Raw genomic sequence first — 22,287 nt, forward strand, 5'->3', positions numbered from 1 at the left:
CCACGCCGACCTGGTCGCCCGGCACCTCCTCCCCGCACCCGCCCCGACCGGCACCTGAACCGTCGCACCGGCAGGCACCCGCGACGCCTGACCGGGCGCGGGCGCGGATATTGCCGCCCCCGGCCCCCCCCCCCCCCCCCCCCCCCCGCCGCCGTGTCGCCGTGTCCGCCAGGGGGCGCGCTCAGCGCCGCCCGGAGCGCCGATCGTCGCGCCCGCCGGACCCGCCGCCGGCCAGGCCCGCCCGGCGCAGCGCGTCCGCCATGGCGCTGTTGCCCAGCGGGGCGCCGCCGCCGGAACCACCACCGGAGCCGCCCTGGCCCCGGCGGTCCTGCCCGCGCCGGTCCTGGCCCCGACGGTCGTCACCGCGCCGGTCCTGGCGCGGCGGGCGGGCCTGCCGGTCGCCGCCCCGTTCCCCGCCGCGCTCCCCGCCGCGGTCGCCACGGTCGCCGCCCCGGTCGCGGCCGGGCTCGTCGTCCAGCCGCAGCGTCAGCCCGATCCGCTTGCGCGGCACGTCCACCGAGGTGACCCGGACCGTCACGATGTCGCCGGGCTTGACCACCTCGCGCGGGTCCTTGACGAAGTTCTTCGACAGCGCCGAGACGTGCACCAGCCCGTCCTGGTGGACGCCCACGTCGACGAAGGCGCCGAACGCGGCGACGTTGGTGACCACGCCCTCCAGCACCATGCCCACCTCCAGGTCGCCGATCTTGTCGACGCCCTCCTTGAAGGTCGCGGTGCGGAACGCCGGGCGCGGGTCGCGGCCCGGCTTGTCCAGCTCGCCGAGGATGTCGGTGACGGTCGGGATGCCGAAGGTGTCGTCGGCGAAGTCGCCCGGCCTCAACGCCCGCAGCGCGGCGCCGTTGCCGATCAGCTCGCGCAGTTCCCCGCCGGTCGCGGCGAGGATCCGGCGCACCACCGGGTACGCCTCGGGGTGCACGCTGGAGGCGTCCAGCGGGTCGTCGCCGCCGGGGATGCGCAGGAAGCCCGCGCACTGCTCGAAGGCCTTCGGGCCGAGCCGGGCGACGCCCTTGAGCTGCTTGCGGGTGCGGAACGGCCCGTTGGCGTCGCGGTGGGCGACGATGTTGTCGGCGAGCGTGCCGGTGATGCCGGAGACCCGGGTGAGCAGCGGCGCGGAGGCGGTGTTGACGTCCACGCCGACGGCGTTCACGCAGTCCTCGACGACGGCGTCCAGCGAGCGGGAGAGCTTCACCTCGCTGAGGTCGTGCTGGTACTGGCCGACGCCGATCGACTTGGGGTCGATCTTGACGAGTTCGGCCAGCGGGTCCTGGAGGCGGCGGGCGATGGAGACCGCGCCGCGGATGGACACGTCCAGGTCCGGGAGTTCCTGCGAGGCGAACGCGGAGGCCGAGTAGACGGAGGCGCCGGCCTCGCTGACCATCGCCTTGGTGAGCTTCAGCTCCGGGTGGCGCGTAAGCAGGTCCTCGGCGAGCTTGTCGGTCTCGCGGGAGGCGGTGCCGTTGCCGATCGCGACCAGGTCGACATGGTGCTTCTTCGCGAGCGTGGCCAGGGTGTTGACAGCCGCGTCCCACTTGTTGGCGGGCTGGTGCGGGTAGATCGTGTCGTACGCGACGACCTTGCCGGTGCTGTCCACGACGGCCACCTTCACGCCGGTCCGGAAGCCCGGGTCCAGGCCCATGGTGGCGCGGGTCCCGGCCGGGGCGGCGAGCAGCAGGTCGCGCAGGTTGGCGGCGAACACGCGCACCGCCTCGTCCTCGGCCTCGGCGCGCAGCCGGGCGCGCAGGTCGATGCCGAGCCGGACCAGGATGCGGGTGCGCCAGGCCCAGCGGACCGTGTCGCCGAGCCACTTGTCGGCCGGGCGGCCGTGGTCGGCGATGCCGAAGCGGGCGGCGATGCGCTGCTCGTAGTCGGTGGCGCCGGGCAGGTCGGTGTCCTCGTCGCCGTCCAGCGGGGACAGTTCGAGGTCCAGCACCTCCTCCTTCTCGCCGCGCAGCATCGCCAGGATGCGGTGCGAGGGGAGCCTGGTGTAGGGCTCGGCGAAGTCGAAGTAGTCGGCGAACTTGGCGCCGTCCTGCTCCTTGCCGTCCCGGACCTTCGCGACCATCCGGCCGCGCGTCCACATCCGCTCGCGCAACGAGCCGACCAGGTCGGCGTCCTCGCCGAAGCGCTCGACCAGGATCGCCCGGGCGCCCTCCAGGGCCGCGTTCCGGTCTGCGACGGCCTCGTTGAGGTACTGCTCGGCCAGCGCCGCCGGGTCCTGGGCCGGGTCGGCGAGCAGGGTGTCCGCCAGCGGCTCCAGCCCGGCCTCGCGGGCGATCTGCGCCTTGGTGCGCCGCTTCGGCTTGTACGGCAGGTAGATGTCCTCCAGGCGGGCCTTGGAGTCGGCCGCCAGGATCTGCGCGCGCAGCGCGTCGTCCAGCTTGCCCTGGGCCTCGATCGACTCCAGGACGGCGGTGCGGCGCTCCTCCAACTCGCGCAGGTAGCGCAGCCGCTCCTCCAGGGCGCGCAGCTGGGCGTCGTCGAGGGAGCCGGTGACCTCCTTGCGGTAGCGGGCCACGAACGGGACGGTCGCGCCGCCGTCGAGCAGGTCGACGGCCGCCTTCACCTGCCCCTCGCGGACGCCCAGTTCCTCGGCGATCTTGCGCTCGATCGCCTGTTGGGCCTGCTGGGCCACCTGATCGACTGGCGTGGTCACGAAGCCGGTCACCTTCTCCTTCAGTGCGTTCGCCGTACGTCCTGCATTCTGGCAGGTGCCGGGGACGGCGCCCGGCCGCACCCGTGGCGGCCGGGCGTGGCGGCTGTGTCAGCCGAGGTCCACCGGGCTCAGCGGCCGTCCGTCGGCGGCGAGGTCGACCGACTGGGCCCACCCGTCGGCGGTCACCTCAAGGCGGTTCGGGCCGGCCCAGGCGGCCTCGACCGAGGCAACCGGCCGGCCGACGTAGGCGATCTCCCAGCGGCGGGCGGTCAGGCCGGAGCCCTCGTCGACGTACACCCACTCCACCGATTGCATCGACCAGCCCTGCTCCTGGATCACGAGCCGACGGTCCGGCCGGTCGGGCGCCGCTACCGTGCGGGTCGTCCGGGGGCTGTCCACGACGATCCAGAGCGGTACCGTCGCCACCGCTGCCAGCATCACGCAGATCCCCAGCACCACCCGGAGCCAGACCCACCAGCGGATGCAGAACAGTACGGCCAACAGGAACGGCAGCGCCAGCGTGAAGAAGAGCAGCGGCCGGTCGAACCACTCCCGCAGCACCAGCAGTCCGCCGGAGCGCGCGTTGTACCGTCCGACGGCGGCCAGGAGCGTCAGGACGGCCAGCGCGCCCAGTGCTGCGCGGAGTGTCCAGCGCTCGGCGACGGTCCGCTCGGCGACGGTCCGCTCGTCCGGTCTCTGCTCCGCCTTGCCGTTCGATTTCCCCCGTGTGATCGTCATCTGCACAGCTTAGTAGTCCGGTTAATAGTCGCGGGAGTTCGAAAATCCGGCTGATGGCCGCCCGGCGCGCGCTGTACGCTGCCGGGCATGTGCGCTGCCGCCCGGATGCACCCCGACGAACCGGACATCGACGCGGCCCTGGTGCGGCGGTTGCTCTCCGCCCAGTTCCCGCAGTGGGTCGGCCTGCCGGTCCGGCCGGTCACGTCCACCGGGACGGACAACGCGATGTTCCGCCTCGGCCCGGACCTCGCCGTCCGCCTCCCCAAGGTCGGCTGGGCCGCCGAGGGCGTCGGGCGCGAGCAGTTCTGGCTGCCGCGGCTCGCCCCGCAGGTGCCGCAACCGATCCCCGCGCCCATCGCGCTCGGCCGGCCCGCCGCCGGCTACCCGTGGGGGTGGTCGGTGGTCCGCTGGCTCGACGGCGTCAATCCGGCCGTCGGCGCCCTCGCCGCGCCCACCCAACTCGCCCGCGACCTCGCCGGGTTCATCACCGCCCTGCGCGCCGTCGACCCCGCCGGCGGCCCGTCCGCCGCCCGCGGTGTCCCGCTCGCCTCCCGTGACGGCGCCACCCGCGCGGCCCTCGGCCGGCTCGCCGGGACGATCGACACCGAGGCCGCAACGGAGGTGTGGGACAAGGCACTTCGCCTCCCCGACTACGCCGGCCCGCCCACCTGGATGCACGGCGATCTCTCCCCCGGCAACCTCCTCGTCACCGGCACCGGCCGCCTCGGCGCGGTCATCGACTTCGGCCTGATGGGCGTCGGCGACCCCACCGTCGACCTGATCGCCGCCTGGACCCTCCTCCCGGCCTCCGCCCGCCCCGCCTTCCGCACCGCTCTCGGCGCCGACGACGCCATGTGGTCCCGCGCCCGCGCCTGGGCCCTGTCCATCGCGCTCATCGTCATCCCGTACTACCGCCACACCAACCCACCCCTCGCCGCCAACGCCCGCCACGTCGTCCGCGAGGTCCTGGCCGACCGCAGCGCCTGACGCCCGTCGACCCCGCCGGCCGCTGGGCCCGCGCCGAACCCGGCACCCGGTCTCCGACTGCGCCACCGCCGGGCGGGAGCTCGAAGACCCCCGCGCCCGGCCTGACCTCCCGAGGTCCTCAAGTCAGCCGGGCGGCGCCAGGTAGGCCCAGAGCCGGCGGGTCATGAGGTCCTGCCCCCAATCCGTGGAGAGCTTCCGCACGATGCCCAGTCCAGGACTGTCCGGCCGGCAGAGGCCGGACAGCCCTGTGTCGGTGACCTCGATGAAGAGACCGGTGGCCGCGGAGTGCTCGAACAGCACGTTGATGAGGAGGTGTTCGGGGGTTCGCGGAGCCAGTACGGCACTGGCCACGAGCTCCGTGACGATCAACTCACCGTCGGCCGCGTAGTGTTCGCCGTCCTTGAGGTCGGACAGGAACCCCCTGAGCACGACGCGGGCTGCGGTTGCCGAGGAGAGGTGGCGCGGCAGGGCGCAGAGCTGGTCGGTGGGGGTTCTGTCAAGCGATTCGGGCATGGCTGTGCCACCTTTTGATGCATGGGGATCTCCGCGCGCGGGCAGGCCGCTTCGTGCACTCACTAGTGCGATTGCGCGATCGGTTTCATGATTAAGCATCGGTGATTCCAAGGCTGGTGACGAGCGATCAGCCGGTTCCAAGGAACGTCCTGACACAGGGGGCCTGCGCCTTGACTCGCAAGAAGTCCACGAATCCGAACCTGCGATCGAGCGCAGCCGCCGTGTTCGGCGCCGTGTTGAGCAGCCTGCGGGAGTCGAAGGGCATCTCCCAAGGTCAGCTGGCGATCCTCATCCCGTGCAGCCGCCCCCACCTCTCCCGCATCGAGGGTGGCACGCGCAACCCACAGGAGGACTTCGTCCTCGCTGTGGACCGGCTGCTGGAGACGGGCGGCCAGCTGATGGATCTCTGGAAGGAGATCGACTGGTACGCGCGGGTGGAACATCCGGACTGGTTCCGCCGCTACGCCGGCTACGAGGACACGGCCTCGACGATCGGCGAATTCCAGGTCGCTCACATCTCGGGACTTCTCCAGACGGAGGCGTATGCGCGCGTCCTGCTGGGATCAGGCGATGCGGCGGGGAATCCCGCCCTGATCGAGGAACGCGTGGCATCCCGACTCGCACGCCAGCACCGGCTCACAGCGCCGGACTGCCCACTTCTCATGGCCGTGCACTCCGAGGCCGCCATCCGATCGCTCATCGGCGGCCCGGAGGTGATGCACGAGCAGCTCGGCCACTTGCTGGAAATGGGCCAACTGCCCAATGTCGTCATCCAGATCGCGCCGTTCAGCCTCGGCGAACGCGTCCCGTTCGCCACCATCGTTTCACTGATCACGTCTCCTGAGGGCCGGACCAGGGTTTACTCCGAAAGCCTGGACCGGGGGCATTTCATCGAAGATCCCAGGGAAGTCCAAGGCAAGCAGCGGGCCTATGATCTGCTCCAGGCGGAGGCGCTGTCTCCCCGAGAGAGCGCCGATCTGATCCGCAGCGTCAGGGAAGGACTTCTCAACATGATGCCCACCAAAGCCGACGCCCCGTGGCGCAAGTCCAGCTACAGCGGCAACAACGGCGGGAACTGCATCGAGGTCACCGATGGCAGCCCTGGGCAGCTCGTCCGCGACTCCAAAGACCCCGAAGGGCCCATCCTCTCCTTCACTCCCACTGCCTGGCAGTCGTTCGTCGAAGCGGTCCGCACCGACCGGTTTCCCACTGCCTGACCGGAGAGCCGCTACCGGGTCAGAAATCTGCCCGAGTCAACATCCCCTGCTAGCCTGGCCCCATGAGCGGACTGCGGGAACGGAAGAAGGAGCGGACGCGCCGGGCGATCTCCGAGGCGGCGATCGCGCTGTTCCTGGAGCACGGGTTCGACCAAGTGTCCGTCGCGGACGTCGCTGCGGCGGCCGAAGTATCCAAGCCGACGCTGTTCAGCTACTTCCCGTCCAAGGAGGACCTGGTCGTCCACCGGTTCGCCGATCACCAGGACCAGGCCGCCGACGTCGTCCGGGGCCGGAAGCCCGGCGAGTCGGTGCTCGCCGCGCTGCACCGGGACTTCCTGGACGGGCTGGGGCGGCGCGACCCGGTCACCGGGCTCAACGACCACCCGGCCGTCCTGGCGTTCGGCACTCTCGTCTACTCGACCCCGAGCCTGGTCGCCCGCGCCGCCCAGTACACGGCCCGCGCCGAGGCGTCCCTGGCCGAGGCCCTGCGCGAGGCCCCGGACCTCCCCCCTCCGCGCGCCCTCACCGCCCCGCTCCTCGCCGCCCAGATCACCGCCACGCTACGCGTCCTCGCCGAATACAACCGCCACCGCATCGCCGAGGACGGCCGGACCGCCGACGACCTCCACTTCGAGGCCACCAACCACGCCGACCGCGCCTTCGAACTCCTGGAACTCGGCTACCGCGCCGAGGCGGCTGGTCACTCCGCGAGGGATGCCTTCCGCAGCTGATGCCATGCGTGGCTTCAGCCGCGGGCGCAGTGGCGCTCCCGGCGGCGCGTGTCCGCGAGGGCGAAGACCTGGATCAGCAGCCGGAACGTCTTGACGTGCGTGCCAAGGGATTTGAATATCCGTCCGTACGTGTGTGACTCCAATCAGCTTCACATCCGCGGGGCCCTGCCGACGACCGGATTTACCCGAACTGCCGCGCGCCACCAGCGACAGACGGCATCCTGGTGCTCCACCAGGCAGAGAGGGAGAGCGTCATGCGGCTCAAGTTCCTCGGCAGCACCAGCGAACAGGGCGACTGTCCGACGTTGTACGAGACGGAAACCGGCGACATCGTCGTCCAGGGAGACCAGCTGACCGACCCCGAGGCGCTTGCCCAGCTGAGGCATGTCAAGCCTGGCGAGACGTTCGTGGTTATTCCGCGTGCGCTGCTCACCCGGTTCGCACCGAAGGAATAGTCCATGCCCGAGATCGTCCCCTTCGCCGAAGCTGGTTACCTCTTCGCCGACTTCAAGCACACTGCTTTCCGCCTGGAGACGCGACGCGGCTACGCCAGCGACCGGGCCGGAGCCCGGTATCAGGCGTTCCTCTCGGGCCAGCTTCCGCAGTACGAGCCCGACGTCGCCTGGAACGTGAATGTCCGGGCGGCCGTCGCGGCGGGCCGCCGGTTCGAGCGAGTCCGCATCGTCGACGACCCGCCCACCGACGGCCAGCGCTTCCTCCTCGCGACTGGCCTCGGCAACGTCGAGGCCGGCGAGGACATCCGCAACATCTGGCGCGCGGACGCCGTCAGGCTCGGCCTGCCAGAGTTCGACTTCTGGCTGTTCGACAGCAAGATCCTCGCCCGATTTCACTTCGACGCCGACGATCGGACGCTCGGTGTCGAGCTGATCACCGATCCAGCCGAGGTACTGGCAGCATGCCAGGCACGCGACGCTGCTTGGCACTTCGCCGCTCCGACCCGGGACTTCGCTGCGCGGGTACCCTCCGGCGTGTGAGCACCGACTTCCAACAGGCCCGGCTGTCCCTCGGTGCGCGTCTCCGTGAGTTGCGCACCGAGGCGGGCGTGAACGGCCGCGACCTGGCCGCCCGGCTGGGCTGGCCGGCGTCGAAGGTCTCGAAGCTGGAGAACGGCAAGCAGACGGCCACTCCCGCCGACCTTCAAGCGTGGGCCGAGGCCGTTGGCCGGCCCGAGTCGGCCGGCGAGTTGAAGGGGCGGCTCCAGGGCTTGGAGTCCCGGTACCGGGCGTGGAAGCGAATCCTTGCGGGTGGGCACCGGGCGCGTCAGGCGGTGGGGGTCTCCCACAGCCAGGAGACCACGGTGACCACCGGCTACGAACCGGGCATCGTCCCGGGGATCTTCCAGATCGCCGAGTACACCCGCCACGTCCTCGCCCATGCGACCGACCTGCATGACGGCCCCCGGGACATCGAGGAGGGCGTCCGAGCCCGAATGCGCCGTCAGGAATCGTTGTATCAGCCCGGCAAGCGGTTCCGGTTCATCATGGCCGAGGCCGCGCTCTATGTGCAGATCTGCCCGCCCGACATCCTTGCGGCGCAACTCGACCGACTCGGTGGACTGCTGGGGCTCGACAACGTCGAGCTTGGGATCGTCCCGCTCGGCGCCCAGGTCTCTGTAGTCCCGAAACATGGATTCTGGATCTACGATGACCGACTTGCGATCGTCGAGACGTGGAACATCGAGATGTGGCTCGACGACCACGCCGACATCCAGCTGTACAAGAAGGTCTGGGGGAAGCTGCACATAGCGGCGGTATACGGTCCGACAGCTCATCGGCTGATCGCCCGCGCTCGGTCCTCTCTGACAGCTATGTGAGCAACTATCGGAACATCGACGGAGCGTAGGAGAAATCCCGAGCAATCCGCGCCATGTCGGGCAATCTCAGCTTCTACCTTGCTGGTCATGGCAGATCAACCGGCCTCCGCGAGGCTGCCGGGCGGCTATCCGTCGGCGGCAGGCCTCAACTCCGAGCAGCTGCACGGACGCAGGTGCCGAAGGTGCGGCGCCGAGGGGACACAGGACGCCCCGCTCGTCGCGGCCGGCCACGTCTACACGGCCACCTGCCGTGGCTCGGCGCCGCTCGGCTGGCCCGTCACCGCGCACCCGGGCGTTTGCCCCACCCCACACGAGGAGGTCAAGTGACCACCCTGGAGCAGCAGCCCGAACACGATGGGACCACGCCGGACCTGGACACCGGGACTGGCGGGTACTGCCAGGACTGCGGCGACTACGGCTTCGGCCTGTACGCCGGGATGCGAACCGCTCTCACGGACTGGATCACCAAGCACGTCGGGTGCCCCAGTCCCAGCGCGGCGGATACCCGGTGACCGACGACCTGGACGACTGCCGCGACATCGCCGGTCGACACCGTCACGGCCTCCGCGATCCCCGACGGCTCGTCGCGGCCTACGCCGTATCGCTGACCGGTATCTGTGCCTTCGTTTCGGCACTGCTGACGATCTGCCGCACGGGTTCGTAGGCCACACAGACTCCCGCCCCGGCCGTCATCCCTGGCAGGCAGCCGACCGGAGCGGGTTCCGCACCACCGAACGGCCCCAAGGCGTCATCCGGCGCCTGGGAACCCCACAGCGTGAGGAGGCACCAGTATGACCACTCCCGAACCGGCCCCGTCGCCGGCTCCCCCTGGGCCCGGGCCGATGCATCCGGTGACCGCGAAGACCACCACCACGACCAAGTAGGAGGCATCCATGGGATGGGGCACCGGTAAGGGCGGATCCAGCGGCGGCAGCAGCGGATCCAACGAGGGCGGCCAGGGCAAGCACGCGGGCGACAAGGACCCGAACCCGGACAGGTCGTCCGGCACGACCACGGGCAAGCACGGCAAGGGCAAGGACAAGTAGTGACGGAACAGCAGGACAACCCGGAGCAGGCCGCCATGCGCGGCCTGCTCCGGGCCGTATCGCGCACCCGTGGCCACGACGTGGCCCCCGAGTGGCAACAGGCCACCCTGTCGGTCCCGCGTCACCGATTCCTCCCCGGCCTGATCTGGCTCATCGACGGCGACGGCTACCGGTCCTGCGACCGTGGGTTCGATCCTCTGGGTTGGGCCGATGCCGCCTACACGGACGAGGCCGTCGTCACCCAGGTCAACGACGGCATCGAGCCGGAGGACCCGGACGACGTCTGGCCGTCGTGCTCGGCGTCGGCCCCCTCCATCGTCTTCAAGATGCTCGAAGCGATGGAACTCAGCCCCGGCATGCGTGTGCTGGAGATCGGCGCAGGCACCGGCTATACCGCTGCACTGCTCGCTCACCGGCTCGGTGATGCCAACGTGACGACGATCGAGGTCGACCCGGGGTTGGCCGACCGGGCCCGCGCCACACTCAAAGCCAACGGCTACGCGCCCACCGTCGTCTGCGGGGACGGACGCCTCGGATGGGGCCCGGAGGCGCCGTACGACCGGGTGGTGGCCACCTGTGCGGTGCGGCGAATCCCGGCCGCGTGGATCCGCCAGGTCAGGCCCGGCAGCGGGGTCCTGGCCCCGTGGGACAACCCGTGGATCTGCGGCGGCCTCCTGGATCTGACCGTCGGAAACGATGGTGCGGCCGTCGGTCGGTACGAGCCGGACAGCGCATTCATGCTGATGCGTACCCAGCGCCAGGCTCTGAGCGTGTATCGGGACGTCGTCAAGGACGACCACCACCCGGACGAGTCCACGACGGCCTTCGATCCGTGGTCGGTGGCCGACTCCCCGTTCGAGACCCAGTTCGCCCTCGGCCACCGCCTCGGCGACCTCTGGTACGCCTGGCACCACGATCCCGACGTGGACGGCGTCGAAACCCGCCTCTGGGTCGCCACCACCGATGCCACGTCGTGGGCTGCGGTCGACTGGGACGGCACCAAGGACGCCGAGCGGTACACGGTGTGGCAGCACGGGCCCCGACGCGTCTGGAACGAGGTCGAGGCCGCGTACCAGTGGTGGCTGGACAACGGCCGGCCGGGGCCGACAAGGCTCGGCCTGACCATCACACCCGGGGGTGACCACCGGGCCTGGCTCGACGATCCGGCGAACAGCTGGCCTCTCCGGTAGGCGATACGCTCGACCCCTCCGGGCAGAGGAGCACCGGGTGGACGAGGACCGTCACCCGCGGACCGCCGCACCGCCCTGCACGCCCGTCAGGGGCCCCGGCAGCGGGCGGGTGTGCAGGACGTCGAGACGGGAGACCGCCCGGGTGAGCACCACGTAGAGGCGGTGCAGGCCGCGCGGTTCGGCCTCGACGATCGCAGCGGGTTCGAGGACGATCACGTGGTCGTACTCAAGTCCCTTGACCAGCGAGGCCGGTAGCACGGTGACCCGCGCCGCGCCGCCCACCTCGTCGACGCCCGCGGCCGGCACCCCGGCCGCCGCCAGCGCTGCCGCCGTCCGCGGCGCCTCCGCGTCCGCCGTGATCACGGCGATCGAGCCCTCGCGCTCCAGCGCTGCTCGGACGGCTTCCACCACTTCCCCTTCGCTGCTGGTGATATGACGAACCGTCACCTCACCATCCCGCCGCAGCGACACCGCCGCCGACACGTCCACGTCGAGCGCCTCCAGCACCCGGTTGGCGAGCGCCGTCACCGCCGCCGGCACCCGGAAGCCCGTCGTCAGCGGCACCACCGCCGCCTCCGGCTTGCCGAGGTGGGCCAGTTGCTCGGGCCAACTGCGGGCCGCCCAGGGCACGGTGGCCTGCGCGAGGTCGCCGAGGACGGTGAGCGAGCCGAAGCCGCTGCGGCGGGCGATCGCGCGGCACTGCATCGGCGAGAGGTCCTGCGCCTCGTCGACGACGACGTGCCCGAACCCGGCCGGGCGCTCGATCAGGCCCGCGACCTCGTCGAGCAGGATCAGGTCGTGCACCGACCAGGCCGCGCTCCGCTCCGAGCGCGGTGCACGCCGCCGGCGGATCGCCGCCTGTTCGGCCTCGTCCAGCAGACCGTCCCCGGCCGCCTCCAACACCGCTGGGTCACCCAGGAGTTCGGCCACCACCGTCTCCGCGCGGACGGCCGGCCAGGCGGCGTCCAGGAAGGCCTTCACCGGCCGGCTGCGCCCGATCCGCGCCTGCCACGTCCCGCTCCTGACGCCCGTCCGCCGCTCGGCCCGGTCCTGGAGGGCCGCCACCACCCGGGTCCGCAGGTGCTCCCGCCCGATCGCGTACGGCACGCCCTGGCCACGCACCTCGGCGGTCAGCCGGTCCAGCTCCTCGCCCGGGACCCGCCAGCGGTACGAGCCCTCCGGGACCACCAGCGGCTCCGCGCCCGCCACCCGGATCCGGGCGCGCAGGGCGCGACTCAGGACGGCCGCCATCCGCGCGTCCTGTTTGACGGCGGCGGCTCGTTCGTCGTCCTCGGCCCGGACGGGGTGGGCGGCGACCAGGTCCTCGACGGTGCACTGGGCGACGTCGATCTCGCCCAGCGCGGGCAGGACTTCGGCGATGTAGCGCAGGAACGTCCGGTTCGGGCCGATGACCAGCAGGCCACCGCGCCGGATCCGCTGCGGGTGGGTGTAGAGCAGGTACGCGGCGCGGTGCAGGCCGACGGCGGTCTTGCCGCTGCCCGGCGCGCCCTGCACGCACACCGACTCGCCCAACCCGCCCCGCACCAGCGCGTCCTGGTCGGGCTGGATGGTGGCGACGATGTCGCGCATCGGGCCGGTGCGGGGGCGCTCGATCTCGGCGGCCAGGAGGCCACCGCCGGGGGCGCCCGCAGCGGGCTCGCCGAGCCGCTCGTCCTCCAGCCCGGTCAGGTCCTCGGGCACGCCCGGGCTCGACGGCGCCCAGCCGAACCGGCGCCGCCGGGCCAGGCCGAGCGGGTCGTGGGCGCCCGCCTGGTAGAACACCCGGGACACCGGGGCCCGCCAGTCGATCACCAAGGGCTGCGCGGCCGGGTCCTCGGAGATGCGGCGGCGGCCCACGTAGTAGCGCTGGCGGCGGTGGTCCCCGGCCTGCGGGGCGTCGTCGAAGTCGAGCCGGCCGAAGAACGCCGGGCTGTCCGGCAGGTCCGCCATGTGCCGGGCCCGGGTGCGGAGGTAGCGGCCGAGCGCCTCCGCACTGGCGCCGTCGCCGGACACGTCCTCCCCCGCGATCACCTGGTACCCCGCATCGTCGACCTGCCGCGCGAGCGCCTCCCGGCACCGGGCCACATATGCCCGCTCCCGCACGAGCTCGCCGTCGATCCCCTCGATCCCGTCCACCACGCTGCGCCTCCGCGTCCGTCGCTGCCGACTGCCGACTGCCGGCCGTACGGCGGCCAGCATAGCTGAACTCGGTTAAGAGTTTTCACGAGTAAAGATCATTCCTGAGTAGCGTGCAGGCCTGTCGACCTGGCTACAGTGCGGGGATGACAACGCGTCACATCACCTTCGACCAGCTCCACAACTTCCGCGACCTCGGCGGCTACCCCGCCACCGGCGGACGGTCCGTGCGCTGGGGTCTGCTCTACCGCTCCGACTCCCTCGGCAAGCTCACCTCGCCCGCCGACCTCGCCCGCCTGCGCGACGAGCTCGGCGTCCGGACCGTCATCGACCTGCGCTACCCCTGGGAGATCGAGGCCAAGGGCCGGGTGCCCGACCTCGACGGCCTCGCCTACCACAACCTCTCCATCGAGCACCGGCCCTACGACCAGGCCGAGATCGACCCCGGGCTCGACCCCTGGCGCTACCTCGCCGACCGCTTCGCCGAGGTCGCCGAGGACGGGGTGAAGGAGATCCGCCAGGTCCTCGACGTGATCACGGAGGCCGACGAACCGCTCGTCTTCCACTGCGCCTCCGGCAAGGACCGCACCGGCCTCATCGCCGCCCTCGTCCTCACCCTCCTCGGCGTCCCCGAGGACGACATCGCCGCCGACTTCGCCCTCACCGAGCTCGCCACCCCGCACTTCATCGCCGACTGGCATGCCGCGAACCCCGGCCGCACCCTCCGCTGGCCCGGCTACGGCCGCGCCCCCGAAACCGTCATCCGCCTCACCCTCGCCGACCTCGCCGCCCGCTACGGCTCCGTCGAGGGCTACATCACCGGCACCCTCGGCGTCGACCGCGACGGGATCGACGCCCTCCGGGCGCGGCTACTCACGGCCTGATCACGCCCGCGGCCGGCCACCGACACTGACGGCACGTCAACGTACGGGACCAGGGCTGGAGTTCACCCGAATTGAGGTTGACCTAAACATGTCACACCTCGTTGCCGTGCCCCTTCCGCGCTGCCAGGATCGGGTCACTGTCCACACGAACCAATGGGAGAAACCCATGCGGATGCGTAACGTTCTGCCCGTCGCCCTGCTGATCGCGGCCGGCCTGCTTGCCGGCGCGAACACCGCCTCGGCGGCCGGGTACCCCGGCTTCCAGTGCTTCAAGACCACCGACCGCGTCGAGTACTGCAGCGACGCCAAGGTCAAGAACCACGCCGTGGGCGCTGCCTGGATCAAGACCTGCCCGGCCGACGTCGTCGCGCACATCAGCAAGCCCTACGTCCTGGCGAGCCGCCCCTCCGGCGCACACAGCTGTTAACACCCGACCCTGAGCCCGCCCGGCAGACACCTGCCGGGCGGGCTCGGCCGTCGCACCAACCGGCCCGGACCGGGCGACGGGGAGCTACCGCCGACGCAGCTTGCCCGGGGCCTTCGGCCGGGCCAGGGCGGTGGCCGTCGCGGGCCGATGGACGGGGCGGACCGGGCCGGCCAGGAGGCGGCTGTGACTCAGGCCCGCCGCCGGCGCGGCCCGCCCGAACGCCCGCCACCACCCTGCGGCTTACCGCCCCCGCGCGGCTTGCCGGGGACCGCCGAGGCCGTCTCGGGCCAGTGGGTGGGGCGAACCAAGCCGGCCGGGAGGCGGGTGGTGGCGTCACCCCGAGCGGCGTTGAGCTGGGACTGGGTCAGGAAGAGCGCCTCGGTGAGGTCGGCGCCCGCCACGTTCGCGTCGCGGAGGTCGGCGCCGATCAGGTCGGCGAGGCGTAGATCCGCACCGCTCAGGTCGGCGGCGACGAGCAGCGCCCCGCGCAGGTTGGCGCCCCGCAGGTCGGCGCCGCGGAGGCGCGCGCCGAAGAGGTCGGCGCCACGGTGTTCGCGGCGGCGGGGGACGGCGGCGCGGACGAGTTCGCCGGCACGCAGCAGCAGGTCGCTGACGTGCTGCCGGTGGGCGGGGACGTCGACGGCGAGGATCTCCTCGGGGGTGCCGCCGGCGAGGCGGTCGGTGTCCTCCAGGGCCTGCCGGAGTTCGGCGTGGACGGGCGCCGCCGGCGCGAAGGTGAGCGCCTCGGTGAGGTAGGACAGCAGCTCGTGCAGCTGCCGGACCACCGGGAACACGTCGAACATCTGCCGCGCGCTCGCGGGCTCCTCGCGCCAGCTGCGTCCGCCGTACGTGATCTGCGAGACGCGCTGGCCGGCGCCGAAGCAGTCGTAGACGGTGCAGCCCTGGAAGCCCGTGTCCCGCAGCCGCTCGTGGATGCCACAGGTGAAGTCGGTCTGCAGGTTGCGGCAGGGGGTGCCGGCGGCCTTGTCGACGGCGAAGTCGGCGGTGGCGGCGAAGGGGAGGGCGACGCAGCAGAGCCCGAAGCAGTTGGTGCAGTCGGATCGGAGTTCGGTCGGCAGCGGGCCGCTCACGTGCTGTGGTCCTTCCGGCAGGAGGGCACCGTGGTCGTCCCGGTGCGTCGAACCCGCCAAGCCTACTGCGCCTCTGGCCACACCCAACCCTCCGGCCGTAAGGTACTCAGAGCACCTACGACTATTACGGGGGTAACCGATGCAGGACACAGACACCAGAGAGCTCGTCCGGATGTGGATCTCCGGCTGGGTCGTCTCGCGCGGCGCCGCCGATCCCGCCCCCGAGCCCTGGGGCTGGAGCATCGACGTCGGCGTGGCCGGCCAGGTCGCCCGGCACGTGCTGCCCGAGCCCACCGAGGCGGACGTCCGCAAGATCACCGAGGCAACGAGCGCGCCCGGCACCTGGCTGAAGCTGTTCGCCGAGGACGACACCGTCCGCCCCTGGCTGGGCCCCGAGTGGCGGCTGGACGCCCCCGGGTTCCTGATGAGCCTCCCACTCACCGCCCCCGAGCGCCCCGAAATGCCGCCCGGCTACACCGTGACCACCTGGACCCGCGGCGGAATCGTCCGCGCACTGGTCCGCACCGAGGCCGGACACCTCGCCGCCCGGGGCCAGGCGGGCCTGGCGGGCGCGGTCGCCGTGCCCGACCAGATCGTGACGGCCCCCGAGCACCGCCGCCGCGGCCTCGGCAGCGTGGTGATGCGGATACTGCAGTACGAAGCCCACCAGACGGGGGCCGAAACGGCCGTCCTGGTCGGCACCCCGGCCGGCCGGGAGCTGTACACCGCGCTCGGCTGGACGCTCCACGCCCCGATGGCGAGCCTCGTTCTCGAAGACCTCGAAGACCTCGAAGACCTCGAAGACAACGGCAACTGACCTCAGCGGTACGGCAGTAGCTCCGCCCGCTTCGGCGGCCGCCCGTCGCCCGACGAGCGGCCGGTGAGGCGGCGGCCGATCCACGGGCCGAGGTGGGTGCCGAGCCAACGGGCGTCGGAGCGGAGCCGTTCGGCAGCGCCGCGCGGGGCGGCGGGCGGCAGCGGGGCCCGCCAGTCGAAGGAAGCGGGGCGGCCGAGCGACTCCAGGACGGCGGCGGCGACCCGGCGGTGGCCCTCGGGCGAGAGGTGCAGGCGGTCCTCGGCCCAGAGCCGGCGGTCATCGAAGCAGGGGGCGGAGAAGAGGTCGACGACGGCCACGCCGTCGTCCTGGCCGAGCTCGTGCACGAAGGCCTTCATCCGCAGGATGGCGGGCAGCAGCCGGCTGCTGCCGCCGAGCCGGCGGGTGGGGTCGGTGCTGGTGAACAGGACGACGGTGGCACCGGCGGCGCGCAGTTCGCCGGCGCAGCGGCCGAGCAGCCGCTCGACCTGGGCGATGTCGCAGCCGGGGCGCAGCACGTCGTTGAGGCCGCCGGCGAGGGTGACGAGGTCGGCGCCCATGGCGCTGGCGGCGGCGAGCTGTTCATCGTGGATCTGGCCGATGAGCTTGCCGCGGACGGCGAGGTTGGCGTACCGGAACTCCTCGGCCGCGAGCTCCTCCGCGAGGGCGGAGGCGACCCGGTCGGCCCAGCCGCGGTACTGGCCGTCGGGCAGCAGGTCGTCGCACATGCCCTCGGTGAAGGAGTCCCCGACGGCGACGTAACTGCGGTACGTGGTGGGCACGGGCTCTCTCCGCTCTCCTCCGACTGCTCCGTGGCCCGATGATCGTACGCGCGCCCGTTCCGCGCCCGAGCCCGGGGACCCTAGCCCGCGACGACCACCGCGTCCTCCGGTCCCGCGACCACCGCGTTCTCCGGTTGCGAGGACGTGACGGGCGCGACGGGCGTGACGGGCGCGACGGGCGTGACGGGCATGACGGACGTGACCCAGTGCTCCCGCACGGCGTCCGTCGGCCGCTGCTCGCCGAGCGCGGGCAGCCCCCATTCCCCCAACGCCTCGATCACGCGGCGCAGTTCGCGCCCGCGCTCGGTGAGCTCGTAGACGGTGGCGTTGGCGGGCCGTTCGAGGCGCCGACGCAGGACGAGCCCCTCGCCCTCCAGCTGCTTGAGCCGGGCGGCGAGGATGTCGGTGGAGACGCCGGGCAGGTCGGCGTGCAGGTCGGTGTAGCGGCGTGGACCGCCGAGGAGTTCACGGACGATCAGGAGGCTCCAGCGCTCCCCCACCGCGTCCAGGGCGCGGGCGACGGCGCAGTACTGGTCGTAGCTTCGGCGTGACATGTGGATCAGCATAGCCAAAAGGTTGGACTTTCCAAGTGCCAACTTGGTAGAACAAAGCAACAGCAGTGATGCGGGTGGTGACGGTCGGGAGGCCACAGATGGAGTTTCGGCAGTCCAGCAAGCTGAATGACGTGTGCTACGAGATCCGCGGCCCGGTGGTCGACCAGGCCAACGCCCTGGAGGAGGCCGGGCACAGCGTGCTGCGGCTGAACACCGGCAACCCGGCGCCGTTCGGCTTCGAGGCGCCGGAGGAGATCATCCAGGACATCATCCGCAACCTGCCCAAGGCGCACGGCTACAGCGACTCGCGCGGCATCCTGCCCGCCCGCCGCGCCGTCGTGCAGTACTACCAGCAGCGCGGGGTCGAGGGTGTGGGCGTCAACGACGTGTTCCTCGGCAACGGCGCCTCCGAGCTGATCCAGATGGCCGTCACCGCGCTCGTCGACGACGGCGACGAGGTGCTCGTCCCGATGCCGGACTACCCGCTCTGGACGGCCGTGGTCCGGCTGGCCGGCGGCAAGGCCGTCCACTACCTCTGCGACGAGCAGGCGGACTGGTACCCGGACCTCGACGACATCGCCGCCAAGATCACCGCCCGCACCAAGGCGATCGTCGTCATCAACCCCAACAACCCAACCGGCGCGGTCTATCCGAAGGAACTGCTGGAGGGCATCCTCGACCTCGCCCGCCGGCACCACCTGATGGTCCTGGCCGACGAGATCTACGACAAGATCCTCTACGACGACACCGAGCACCACTGCCTGGCCGCGCTCGCCGACGACGTGCTCACCCTCACCTTCAACGGCCTCTCCAAGGCCTACCGGGTGGCCGGCTTCCGCAGCGGCTGGCTGGTCGTCTCCGGGCCCAAGCAGCACGCCACCGACTACCTGGAGGGGCTGACCATGCTCTCGGGCATGCGGCTGTGCCCCAACGTGCCCGCGCAGTACGCCGTCCAGGCCGCGCTCGGCGGCCACCAGTCCATCAACGACCTCGTACTGCCCGGCGGCCGGCTCACCGAGCAGCGGGACGTCGCGTTCAAGGCGCTCAACGAGATCCCCGGCGTCAGCTGCGTCAAGCCCAAGGGTGCCCTGTACGCCTTCGCCCGGCTCGACCCGACGGTGCACAAGATCGTCGACGACGAGCAGTTCGTGCTGGACCTGCTGCTCCGCGAGAAGATCCACGTCGTCCAGGGCACCGGCTTCAACTGGCCGCGCCCGGACCACTTCCGCTTCGTCACCCTCCCCCGGGCCGACGACCTGGAGACGGCGATCAACCGCATCGGGCGGTTCCTCGCGACTTACCGGCAGGTCTGAGCACTTAGGCTCACCAGCCATGACCGTCCTCCGCTCCATCGCCCTGTTCGCCGTCGCCGCGCTCGCCGAGATCGGCGGCTGCTGGCTGATCTGGCAGAGCGTGCGCGAGCAGCGGCCGTGGTGGCTGGCCGGGGTGGGTGTGGTCGTGCTCGGCGGGTACGGGTTCGTCGCCGCGCTCCAGCCGGAAAGCCACTTCGGCCGGGTGCTGGCCGCGTACGGCGGGGTGTTCGTGGCCGGCTCGCTGCTGTGGGGCATGGCCGTGGACGGCTTCCGGCCGACCCGCTACGACGTGGTGGGCGCGCTGATCTGCCTGGCCGGGGTCGCCGTGATCATGTACGGGCCCCGACGCTGAGCATGCACGAGCCCCGGCGCTGAGTAACGCCTCCCCCAAGGGAACGTTTCCTCAACGCCGGAGCCCGTCAGACCGTCCAGGACCTATCAGGCCATCCGGGACGGCACGCACCTACCAGCCCCAGCCGCCGCCCTGGCCGTCGTCGTCGACGTTGGAGTCCCAACCCTCGCCGACCGCCCGGACGATGGTGAAGTTGTCGACCTGCGCGCCGGTCTCGGACAGCGCGGTGACCTTCATGGACGACTTCTGGCCCAGGCGGGCCGGGGTCACGTCGACCTTGATGAAGGAGTAGTTCGTGTAGCGCACCCGGGACCACTCGACGGTCTCGGTGACCTTCGCGCCACCCTTGCCGTAGTAGTACGTCTTCACCTCGTCGAGGTGGTTCTCGTGCCCCTCGTAGGTGTCCGGCACGTCGAACTTGTACAGGCTGCGGCCCGCCGCACCCGCGGTCACGTACACGACGCCGTCCTTGGCCGGCTCGACGGTGGCGCCGCTCGGCACCTGCTTCGAGACCTTGTTGCCGAGGATCGCGTCGGTGCGCTCGTACACGTGGTTGTGGCCGTTGATGACCAGGTCCACCCGGTACTTCTCGAACAGCGGCACCCAGGCCTCGCGGACGCCGCCCTCGGAGGCGTGCGCGACGGTGGTGGAGAAGGCGCAGTGATGGAAGAAGACCACGATGAAGTCGACGGTCTCGTCGCTGCGCAGGTCCTTGAGGGTGCGGGCGAGCCACTTGGTCTGCTTGCCGGCCGAGATGCCCAGGTTGACCGGGATCTCGTAGGAGACGTCGTTGGCGTCCAGCGAGATCACGCCGACGTTCTTGTAGCGGAAGCTGTAGACGCCCGGGACGGTACGCGGGTCCGGGCCGTTGTCCGGCAGGAAGAAGCGGGTGTTCTCACCGCCGTAGCCGTTGGCCGAGTACCAGGCCTCCATGTCGTGGTTGCCGTACGAGACCATCCACGGCACCTTGGCGGCGACCGTCTCGGTCTGGGCCAGGAAGGCGTCCCACGTCTTGGCGTTGTACGCGTCCTTGTCCGAGTCCTGGCCGGAGCCCTTCGGGTCGGCGTAGCAGATGTCGCCCGCGTGCAGGTGGAACGACGGGTTCTGGGCCAGGATGACGTGGTCGTTGCCCTCGGCGTGCTTGCTGACACCCTGGTCGCCGAAGGCGGTGAAGGTGAACGGCTCGTACACCTTGCCCCAGCGGTGGTCGCGCGAGGGCGCGGTGCGGAAGGTGTTCAGCGTGGATATCTGCTGCTGCGAGGCCGGGTCGAAGCCCTGGTGGCCGACACCGTAGTAGTACGTGGTGTCGGGCTCCAGGTCCTCCAGCGCCACGTGCAGGTAGTACTGGTCCACCGGCTGGCTGCCCGGGATCAGGGCGGGGGTGTGGAGGGCCCGCACCTCGGCCTCTGTCCTGTGGCCCAGGTCCCACGGGTGCTTGCCGAAGCGCAGGAACGGCTTCTTGACCGGGACCGGCACCTGCCAGGAGATGCGGAACTGGGTGTCCGGCTCGGGGCCGAACTGGAGGTGACGCCCGGTCGGCGCGACCAGCGCACCGTCGATGCCGTCCGTCGTGGCGCCGGTCAGCAGTTGCGGGGTGGCCGGCGCCGCGAACGCGGTGCCGCTGCCCAGCGCACCGCCCACCGCGATCGCGCCGACCGTGACGGCACCGGCGCGCAGCATCCGGCGACGGGAGAAGCGGGCCCGAAGGTACTCGTGCTGCTCGGCCATGCTCATGCGCTCGGCGAGCTTGGCCGGTACGCCCATGTGTGGGATGTCCATGGGCGGGACTCTTCCAGCGCAGCGTTGACCGGGCACGGCCGTCAGGTGAACGACCTGCAGCGCGCCACCCATTCGAACATCAACGTTCGGTCAAGAGCGAGCAAAGAACATGTTCACGACCATCCCGACACCGGATCATGACTTCCTCCACAGAGGAAGCCTGACCATTCGTCGGCTATCAGCCTGACGGTTCGTCCCACGGGGTGGTCGCGCGGTTGCCGGTGCCGTCGCACGTGCGGCAGATCTCGTCGCGGTAGGCGTGCTTGGCGCCGGTCGCGTCCACGCGGTAGCGGACGTAGACGCCGGTGCCGTCACAGAGGAAGCAGTTGCCGCCGCCCCCGCCGACCTCGGTGGTGCCGGTGCCCTGGCAGGTGCGGCAGTTGAGGCCGGCGGTGCGGCCGGTGCCCGCGCAGATGCGACAGACCGTGGTCATCGTCTTCCTCCCTGGGCGGATCCGCTCGGAGCCACCGGTCATGGTAGTCGGGCCGGTTGACCCCTGGTGAGCCCCGCCGGCGAACGCACCGCCACCGGCGATGTCAGCCCGGCAGGCCCTCGCGGACGCGACGCGAGACGGAGATCTCCTGGAGGTCGAGCAGGCCCGGCGGGTCGGCGAGGCCGGGGCCGCCGGCGTGCACCCAGGCGGCGATCTCGTCGATCATGTCGTCGGCCAGCACCCAGCCCAGCCAGACCGGACGGCCCCCGGCCGCCCGGCCCTCGCCGGAGGGGCCGACCACGACAACGTTCGAATGCGTGCAGGCGTCCAGGCACTTGACCGCCCGCACCCGGCCCACCGTGCCGACCGCCGCGCGCAGCCGCTCGTACTGCCCGGCGTGGTCCACTCCCGGGTGCTTCTCCTCGGTGCCGCAGCAGCAGCCGCGGCAGACGGTGACGGTCACCGGGGAGGAGGCGGCGGCCTGCCGGCGGTCGCGGTCTTGGCGGCTCATGGGTTCGGCTTCTCCTCCTGGTCAGGGGCATGCTCGGCACCGGCAGCGTACCCGCCGGGTTCCGGGGCGAGTCCGGGCGGGTTCCAGGGCCACCGGCGGGTGCCGCCAGCCGGCAGGGGGGGTGGCGAACTGCTGGCGGTTGAGTGTCACCGAGTGCCCATAAGGTCTGTTTAGTGGGATTGTCGGATGTGCCGAAAATGCAGCTATTTGCCTGATTTTGTGGCGTTCTGATGGTGTGTGTAGGGTGCTCGTGTCTTGGTCCGGATCGGTCGTCGGGGAGG

General features: G+C 71.4%; 25 protein-coding genes and 1 pseudogene. 16 read left to right on the forward strand and 10 right to left on the reverse strand.

Features of this window, described 5'->3' with window-relative positions; genetic code table 11:
* Window positions 1-181: 181 nt before the first annotated feature.
* Together KV557_RS26635 and KV557_RS26640 are read right to left on the reverse strand one after the other, a co-directional pair.
* Window positions 182-2,674 (reverse strand): Tex family protein, encoded by a 2,493-nt coding sequence (locus KV557_RS26635; RefSeq protein WP_218204032.1) that lies wholly within the window; start codon window positions 2,672-2,674, stop codon window positions 182-184.
* Between the two features lie 108 nt (window positions 2,675-2,782).
* Entirely contained in the window at window positions 2,783-3,412 is a 630-nt protein-coding gene (locus tag KV557_RS26640) for a hypothetical protein (RefSeq protein WP_218204033.1), read from the reverse strand.
* Between the two features lie 87 nt (window positions 3,413-3,499).
* Here KV557_RS26640 and KV557_RS26645 point away from each other — a divergent pair, with 87 nt between their 5' ends.
* Window positions 3,500-4,399 carry an aminoglycoside phosphotransferase family protein gene (locus tag KV557_RS26645; RefSeq protein ID WP_256177987.1) on the forward strand — a complete coding sequence of 300 codons (900 nt, stop codon included), beginning with the start codon at window positions 3,500-3,502 and terminating at the stop codon, window positions 4,397-4,399.
* A 123-nt stretch (window positions 4,400-4,522) separates the two neighbouring features.
* Here the strand turns inward: KV557_RS26645 and KV557_RS26650 are convergent, their stop codons facing one another.
* Window positions 4,523-4,912, reverse strand: coding sequence for an ATP-binding protein (locus KV557_RS26650; protein WP_218204034.1), 390 nt, complete (start codon window positions 4,910-4,912; stop codon window positions 4,523-4,525).
* A 170-nt stretch (window positions 4,913-5,082) separates the two neighbouring features.
* Between KV557_RS26650 and KV557_RS26655 the strand changes: the two genes are divergently transcribed.
* The 10 genes from KV557_RS26655 to KV557_RS26700 all read left to right on the forward strand — a co-directional run bounded on the left by KV557_RS26655 (window position 5,083) and on the right by KV557_RS26700 (window position 10,930).
* Window positions 5,083-6,129, forward strand: a complete 1,047-nt coding sequence (locus KV557_RS26655) for a Scr1 family TA system antitoxin-like transcriptional regulator (protein WP_218204035.1) — start codon at window positions 5,083-5,085, stop codon at window positions 6,127-6,129.
* Between the two features lie 62 nt (window positions 6,130-6,191).
* Window positions 6,192-6,860 carry a TetR family transcriptional regulator gene (locus tag KV557_RS26660; protein ID WP_218204036.1) on the forward strand — a complete coding sequence of 223 codons (669 nt, stop codon included), beginning with the start codon at window positions 6,192-6,194 and terminating at the stop codon, window positions 6,858-6,860.
* Between the two features lie 254 nt (window positions 6,861-7,114).
* Entirely contained in the window at window positions 7,115-7,315 is a 201-nt protein-coding gene (locus KV557_RS26665) for a hypothetical protein (RefSeq protein WP_218204037.1), read from the forward strand.
* Between the two features lie 3 nt (window positions 7,316-7,318).
* Window positions 7,319-7,855: a DUF6879 family protein gene (locus tag KV557_RS26670; protein ID WP_218204038.1), complete on the forward strand. Its 537-nt coding sequence runs from the start codon at window positions 7,319-7,321 to the stop codon at window positions 7,853-7,855.
* The gene (locus tag KV557_RS26675) at window positions 7,852-8,694 is read left to right on the forward strand and encodes a helix-turn-helix domain-containing protein (RefSeq protein ID WP_218204039.1); all 843 of its coding nucleotides are present in this window, start codon (window positions 7,852-7,854) and stop codon (window positions 8,692-8,694) included. The genes KV557_RS26670 and KV557_RS26675 overlap by 4 nt, the downstream gene beginning before the upstream one ends.
* 87 nt (window positions 8,695-8,781) lie before the next feature.
* The gene (locus KV557_RS26680; RefSeq protein ID WP_218204040.1) at window positions 8,782-9,021 is read left to right on the forward strand and encodes a hypothetical protein; all 240 of its coding nucleotides are present in this window, start codon (window positions 8,782-8,784) and stop codon (window positions 9,019-9,021) included.
* Complete coding sequence (locus KV557_RS26685) at window positions 9,018-9,206, forward strand: hypothetical protein (RefSeq protein ID WP_218204041.1); 189 nt, start codon at window positions 9,018-9,020, stop codon at window positions 9,204-9,206. The genes KV557_RS26680 and KV557_RS26685 overlap by 4 nt, the downstream gene beginning before the upstream one ends.
* A complete protein-coding gene (locus tag KV557_RS26690) occupies window positions 9,203-9,358 on the forward strand; it encodes a hypothetical protein (RefSeq protein ID WP_218204042.1) in 156 nt (51 codons plus the stop codon). The genes KV557_RS26685 and KV557_RS26690 overlap by 4 nt, the downstream gene beginning before the upstream one ends.
* Before the next feature lie 229 nt (window positions 9,359-9,587).
* Window positions 9,588-9,740, forward strand: a complete 153-nt coding sequence (locus tag KV557_RS26695) for a hypothetical protein (RefSeq protein WP_218204043.1) — start codon at window positions 9,588-9,590, stop codon at window positions 9,738-9,740.
* Entirely contained in the window at window positions 9,740-10,930 is a 1,191-nt protein-coding gene (locus KV557_RS26700; RefSeq protein ID WP_308130083.1) for a methyltransferase domain-containing protein, read from the forward strand. The genes KV557_RS26695 and KV557_RS26700 overlap by 1 nt, the downstream gene beginning before the upstream one ends.
* Before the next feature lie 51 nt (window positions 10,931-10,981).
* Here the strand turns inward: KV557_RS26700 and KV557_RS26705 are convergent, their stop codons facing one another.
* On the reverse strand, window positions 10,982-13,069 hold the full coding sequence (locus tag KV557_RS26705) for a HelD family protein (RefSeq protein WP_308130084.1): 2,088 nt from the start codon (window positions 13,067-13,069) through the stop codon (window positions 10,982-10,984).
* 143 nt (window positions 13,070-13,212) lie between these two features.
* Here KV557_RS26705 and KV557_RS26710 point away from each other — a divergent pair, with 143 nt between their 5' ends.
* Together KV557_RS26710 and KV557_RS26715 are read left to right on the forward strand one after the other, a co-directional pair.
* Window positions 13,213-13,950 carry a tyrosine-protein phosphatase gene (locus KV557_RS26710; RefSeq protein WP_218204044.1) on the forward strand — a complete coding sequence of 246 codons (738 nt, stop codon included), beginning with the start codon at window positions 13,213-13,215 and terminating at the stop codon, window positions 13,948-13,950.
* 166 nt (window positions 13,951-14,116) lie between these two features.
* Window positions 14,117-14,377: a hypothetical protein gene (locus KV557_RS26715; RefSeq protein ID WP_218204045.1), complete on the forward strand. Its 261-nt coding sequence runs from the start codon at window positions 14,117-14,119 to the stop codon at window positions 14,375-14,377.
* A gap of 188 nt (window positions 14,378-14,565) precedes the next feature.
* On the opposite strand, the gene KV557_RS26720 is transcribed toward KV557_RS26715, so the two are convergent.
* Window positions 14,566-15,468: a pentapeptide repeat-containing protein gene (locus tag KV557_RS26720; RefSeq protein ID WP_308130085.1), complete on the reverse strand. Its 903-nt coding sequence runs from the start codon at window positions 15,466-15,468 to the stop codon at window positions 14,566-14,568.
* A gap of 139 nt (window positions 15,469-15,607) precedes the next feature.
* On the opposite strand from KV557_RS26720, the gene KV557_RS26725 reads away from it, so the two are divergent.
* The gene (locus KV557_RS26725; protein ID WP_218204047.1) at window positions 15,608-16,285 is read left to right on the forward strand and encodes a GNAT family N-acetyltransferase; all 678 of its coding nucleotides are present in this window, start codon (window positions 15,608-15,610) and stop codon (window positions 16,283-16,285) included.
* Window positions 16,286-16,287: 2 nt separating this feature from the next.
* Here KV557_RS26725 and KV557_RS26730 read toward each other — a convergent pair whose 3' ends face one another.
* A complete protein-coding gene (locus tag KV557_RS26730) occupies window positions 16,288-17,064 on the reverse strand; it encodes an SGNH/GDSL hydrolase family protein (RefSeq protein ID WP_218204108.1) in 777 nt (258 codons plus the stop codon).
* A 203-nt stretch (window positions 17,065-17,267) separates the two neighbouring features.
* Window positions 17,268-17,618 (reverse strand): annotated as a pseudogene (locus tag KV557_RS26735) (winged helix-turn-helix transcriptional regulator); the annotation flags it as partial.
* A 98-nt stretch (window positions 17,619-17,716) separates the two neighbouring features.
* Between KV557_RS26735 and KV557_RS26740 the strand changes: the two are divergent.
* Window positions 17,717-18,931, forward strand: coding sequence for a pyridoxal phosphate-dependent aminotransferase (locus KV557_RS26740; RefSeq protein ID WP_218204049.1), 1,215 nt, complete (start codon window positions 17,717-17,719; stop codon window positions 18,929-18,931).
* Between the two features lie 19 nt (window positions 18,932-18,950).
* The gene (locus KV557_RS26745; RefSeq protein ID WP_218204050.1) at window positions 18,951-19,283 is read left to right on the forward strand and encodes a YnfA family protein; all 333 of its coding nucleotides are present in this window, start codon (window positions 18,951-18,953) and stop codon (window positions 19,281-19,283) included.
* A gap of 111 nt (window positions 19,284-19,394) precedes the next feature.
* Here the strand turns inward: KV557_RS26745 and KV557_RS26750 are convergent, their stop codons facing one another.
* The 3 genes from KV557_RS26750 to KV557_RS26760 all read right to left on the reverse strand — a co-directional run bounded on the left by KV557_RS26750 (window position 19,395) and on the right by KV557_RS26760 (window position 22,006).
* Entirely contained in the window at window positions 19,395-21,062 is a 1,668-nt protein-coding gene (locus tag KV557_RS26750; protein WP_218204051.1) for a purple acid phosphatase family protein, read from the reverse strand.
* A gap of 178 nt (window positions 21,063-21,240) precedes the next feature.
* Entirely contained in the window at window positions 21,241-21,495 is a 255-nt protein-coding gene (locus KV557_RS44170) for a hypothetical protein (RefSeq protein ID WP_218204052.1), read from the reverse strand.
* A 103-nt stretch (window positions 21,496-21,598) separates the two neighbouring features.
* A complete protein-coding gene (locus KV557_RS26760; protein WP_218204053.1) occupies window positions 21,599-22,006 on the reverse strand; it encodes a (2Fe-2S) ferredoxin domain-containing protein in 408 nt (135 codons plus the stop codon).
* Window positions 22,007-22,287: the final 281 nt, after the last annotated feature.

It is taken from the genome of Kitasatospora aureofaciens (genome assembly GCF_019192735.1).
GTDB classification, from domain to species: Bacteria; Actinomycetota; Actinomycetes; order Streptomycetales; family Streptomycetaceae; genus Kitasatospora; species Kitasatospora aureofaciens_A.